The sequence below is a fragment of the Bowmanella dokdonensis genome (genome assembly GCF_017254865.1).
In the GTDB taxonomy this organism is placed as follows: Bacteria; Pseudomonadota; Gammaproteobacteria; order Enterobacterales; family Alteromonadaceae; genus Bowmanella; species Bowmanella dokdonensis.
In genome coordinates, this window is record NZ_JAFKCV010000105.1 from 1 (window position 1) to 435 (window position 435).

A 435-nucleotide genomic window follows, 5' to 3' on the forward strand; every position below is an offset into this window, starting at 1 on the left:
TGGACTGACGATGCCTTTTTCGGGATGTTCAAAGCGCACTAAGGCTTCCATACTGACCAATTGACCGGATGCAATATCCACTTTGGGCTGATAGTAGACACTGAACAAATCTTCTTTGATTCCGTGGCGGATCAGGTTCTCAATTTGCAGCTGTCGTACCGCATTTTGATTCATCTCACCACTAAAGAACTGATACTTGTTACCACCGGCATTTTTAGCAAAGTACATGGCGGTATCGGCATTTTTCAGCAGTTCCTGGGGGCTGACACCATCCTCTGGATAGAAGGCTATTCCCAGGCTGCCCCCTAAAACGAACTCCTGACGATTAATAATAAAGGGGCGGGCCATCTCATCCAGGATGCGCTGAGCCAGATGCGTAATGCGGTGTATATCGGTGCTGTTTTCCACCAACACACTGAATTCATCGCCACCTAG

The 435-nt window shown here is 48.0% G+C and carries 1 protein-coding gene; it reads right to left on the reverse strand.

Annotated features, from left to right (window positions below; genetic code table 11):
- Positions 1-435 (reverse strand): diguanylate cyclase domain-containing protein (locus J0A66_RS21750; RefSeq protein ID WP_206575942.1); only part of this gene is annotated, 435 nt, incomplete at both ends.